6 protein-coding genes are annotated in these 3,703 nt (G+C 52.7%); 1 reads left to right on the top strand and 5 read right to left on the bottom strand.

Annotated features, from left to right (window positions below; genetic code table 11):
• The 5 genes from B3P58_RS14530 to B3P58_RS14510 all read right to left on the bottom strand — a co-directional run.
• Positions 1-597, bottom strand: a 597-nt coding sequence (locus B3P58_RS14530; RefSeq protein ID WP_286718575.1) for a transporter substrate-binding domain-containing protein, incomplete at its 3' end; no start/stop codon positions are given.
• Positions 598-624: 27 nt separating this feature from the next.
• Positions 625-1,365 carry a substrate-binding periplasmic protein gene (locus B3P58_RS14525; RefSeq protein WP_286718572.1) on the bottom strand — a complete coding sequence of 247 codons (741 nt, stop codon included), beginning with the start codon at positions 1,363-1,365 and terminating at the stop codon, positions 625-627.
• A gap of 55 nt (positions 1,366-1,420) precedes the next feature.
• Entirely contained in the window at positions 1,421-2,263 is an 843-nt protein-coding gene (locus B3P58_RS14520) for a zinc-dependent peptidase (protein ID WP_286718569.1), read from the bottom strand.
• Between the two features lie 20 nt (positions 2,264-2,283).
• Positions 2,284-2,919 (bottom strand): hypothetical protein, encoded by a 636-nt coding sequence (locus B3P58_RS14515; protein WP_286718568.1) that lies wholly within the window; start codon positions 2,917-2,919, stop codon positions 2,284-2,286.
• Between the two features lie 6 nt (positions 2,920-2,925).
• Complete coding sequence (locus tag B3P58_RS14510; RefSeq protein ID WP_286718566.1) at positions 2,926-3,405, bottom strand: FKBP-type peptidyl-prolyl cis-trans isomerase; 480 nt, start codon at positions 3,403-3,405, stop codon at positions 2,926-2,928.
• 101 nt (positions 3,406-3,506) lie between these two features.
• Here B3P58_RS14510 and B3P58_RS14505 point away from each other — a divergent pair.
• On the top strand, positions 3,507-3,703 hold a 197-nt coding region (locus tag B3P58_RS14505), incomplete at its 3' end, for a hypothetical protein (protein ID WP_286718564.1).

Genomic DNA, 3,703 nt, shown 5'->3' with positions numbered 1-3,703 from the left:
ATGAGTGCTGAGTGGGCTGGCCGCATCGTAATGCACCAGATGGCCGGCATTCTCCTCACTGACCGCTCGCAAAGCTGACTTTTCATCGCCAACAAATACATCAATACGACCAGCCAGTAGTTTTTTGATGCTCTGCGGGTCGGTAATAGTGCTTTGATAATTGGCGCCTGGCACCGATAAAACATCGCTGGAATAACTGAAACCAGAGGTATAGCCGATACGTTTACCAGTCATATCTTCAACCCTGGTTACCAATGGTTCGGTAACGCGGGTGAAGGCAAAAACACGCTTGCTGTACACCGCCGTTGTTGCCAGATATGGCGAGTTCATCGACAGATCAATGGCCGGAAAAATAACATCCAGATTCTGCTCAGCAAAAACCTCGCGCACCCTTCGGGTCGGGAAAAGGCTGATCACCAGCTCCTCGCCGGCTTCAGCCGCAACCGCTTCTGCGAGGCGGATAAAAACACCCCGGGTTGCCGACTCAACCATCAGCGGGATTGTAAAAGTCCCCATGCGCACAGAATCTGCCTGTAGCGGCATGCATACCGCCAGTGCCAATAGCGCTGTCAGGGTCAGACGATAATATTTGATCATGTCCTCAACATGCCCTTAATCATGCCTTCAATTATGATCCTGCGCTCCCGCATGAGGTCTTCTGGCCATGATATTGGCCAGAGTGCCACTGTCTTGCAGACGTTGCAGAGCCGCATTAATCTGCCCGGCGAGAATATGGCCTTCCTGATCCGCCCGGAAGGCATAAAACGTATCCTGCCTGCTCAGTGGCCGTGCCGGATCATACTGCACCCGGCTGACAGCCCCCGCCTGCTCCAGCGCGCGCAGACCGGAATGTTCCTCCACCACAAACACGTCAATACGCCCGGCCAGCAGCATCTGTACATTCTGAATATCGGTATTGGCACTCATAAACTGAATACCCGGCTGCCCGGTCAATAAAGGCGAATAAGGATAACCTGCGGTAATACCTACCCGCTTGCGCTGCAGCTGCTCCGGAGTGCTCAACACCGGTTGCCCCTTCAGAGTGAAGGCAAAGTCATCTTTGCTGTAAATACTGAGACTGCGATCATAAGCCACTGGCATGGTGACGCTGAGCGCCGGAAACAGGCCATCCAGATTGCCCTGCTCAAATTCAGACAAGGCACGCTTGGCGGGAAAGACAGTAATGTGGATATCCAGCCCGGCTTCGGCAGCCAGAGCACGGGTCAGATCGATGAAAATTCCCTGCTGTTCAGACTCCACCATCAGCGGAATCGGAAATGTGCCAAACACCAGGGGGCGCGCGGCCGACACGGCAGAAAGCGCCTGCAATACACAGAAAACAATCAGTAATTGGCCTGTGCGCATAACCTGTCCACAACAGAAATGAAGAGGTCATGCTACATCAGAATCCGCGGGGTTACTAACGCCCTGCCGGCATACAGCAGCGCTTATATTTTTTACCACTGCCACAGGGACACGGACTGTTTTTATGTGGCGCGGCATCACGCCTCAGATCCGCCAGATTCTGCTGATAAAAATCACTCAGATACCCATAAAGCTGCGGATGCTTTTTTTTCAGCAGCTGGGGGCGTTCAAAGAAGTACTCCGACGCCACAGCAAAAAATTCGGCCTGATTGGTTGCACCGTATTCAGGAATACCGGTTTTGCTCTGCTCCATTTCGCCAATTTTTTGCTGCACCAGACTGAACCAGGCATCACTGGTACGATAATTCTCCAGCCGCTCCGGAAAACCATCCAGCGCACCATCAGCCATATCCACCAGGTGGACAAATTCATGAATGCCAACATTGTGCTTATCTTTCTGATTGGCAAAACCGGCATGCAGATCGGGCTTACTCAGCGCCACTTTTCCCGCCATAGGACCGGTTCCGACCATGCCGGTAATTCGCGAATCCGGAGCGCCACACTGAAACTCTGCATTAAACGCTGCCGGCAGTAAAAAAACCGCCCGCACATTAAAATAATGCCAGCCCGGAAAGCCCCAAACCGGAATCACCGCACTCGCGGCAACCAGCAGGCGATCTTCATCGGTAACCTCAACATCGACACCACCTTCAACCGCAGTGGTCGCCAGAAACAACAGGCAACGACGCTCAAATTCACGCCGCTGCTCCGCACTTAGATGCCGGTAAAAATCTACATGAGCCAATAAATAATCGGACCATTCTGCCTGCCAGGCCGGCAATTCTGACACTTCCGGTTTAGCCCAGCTTGCCAGCTTATTTAACAGCCACTGCCACATTGTGTATTTATCCCTGTTATTCAGAACATATATCCGAGTCGTAATGTTGATACTGCCATATTCGGATACCAGGTCAGAACGTCTTCAGCCTGACGTACATTATCGCGCTGCTCTTCTTCCGCCAGCTCAGCCGAAGAACGGGTAACCTCACCGGACACCGGCACCACCAGAGTCAGCCAGTCGACCGCCAGCGTCCATGGCCCCTGCTGCCAGTGATTGGCAATACTGAACTGTGCCATATGGGTGTAAGCCTCACTGCGTACCCCCTGCTCAGTCAGCGGAAAGCCATAGACATCGGGATCGAGATAGACTTCATTGGTGCGGTACACATAACCGCCACTGAGGTTAAAACTGTTGCCCCAAAAGCGGCGTACTAACAAACCCGCATGGCGCTCTTTAAATCCGGCCAGTTTTAGTTTGGAGAAATTCACCTCGAAGCCGCTGTTCATATAGGACAGTCCCAACTGCCACTGGTCGCTGAGGTTCAGATTCAGCGCCACGCCTTTAGCGGCAGGAAATGGCAGGGAAAGCAGAGAAAACGCAGCGTCGATGCCAGCATGGTGACTGGCCCGGAATTCCCGTGAGGTTTCGGCCTGCAAGGCCGTGGCCAGAGTCAGCAGCACACTGCACAGTGCTATATGAAGTCCTTTTCTCATCCGCTTTCAGCTCTCAATTTTTAATAATTCAACATCAAAGATCAGCAACGAGCCGGCCGGAATGGTTCCGGCGCGCTGATTGCCATAGGCCAGATCGGCCGGAATAAATAAACGTGTTTTTTCGCCTTCCACCATCAGCTGCAAACCTTCCGTCCAGCCGTGGATAACCTGATTCAGGCCAAAGGCAATGGGTTCGTTACGCACCACAGAGCTGTCAAACACCGAGCCATCCAGCAAAGTACCATGATAATGCACTAATACCCGGTCGCGCGGGCCCGGGTGTTTTTCACCCGTTCCCGGCTGTAATACCAGATATTGCAGACCGGATGCGGTTTCTTTTACGCCATCCTGCTTTTTATTTTCCGCCAGGAATTCAGCACCCGCTGCGACATTTTCGACCGCACTCTTACCGCTGCCGACACCGGCACGACGTAATGCATAGAACAACAGACCTGCAATGATCACTACCAGCAAAATATTCAGCATACGAACTCCCGGAGCAATAAAATAATCGGGCATTCTAGCGACTGGACGGCATCAGTACCATGCCGTTTAATGACCTTCGGCCGAATAACAGGAATATCACTATGCCAACCGTTCACAGCGCAGCAGAACCGCGCCCAGCCATCGTTTTTATTCACGGCATGTGGTGCGGGCCAGAGGTATTTGAGCCCTACCGTCAATTTTTTACTGAGCGCGGTTACCAGTGCCATACCCCGGCATTACGTCAGCACGATATTCAGGACAACGAAAGCACAGCGCTTGGCCAACTCAGTCTGCGCGA

It is taken from the genome of Thalassolituus sp. UBA2009, from assembly GCF_002335285.1.
GTDB classification, from domain to species: Bacteria; Pseudomonadota; Gammaproteobacteria; order Pseudomonadales; family Oceanobacteraceae; genus Venatoribacter; species Venatoribacter alkanivorans.
This window is presented reverse-complemented; position numbering and strand designations above follow the sequence as displayed.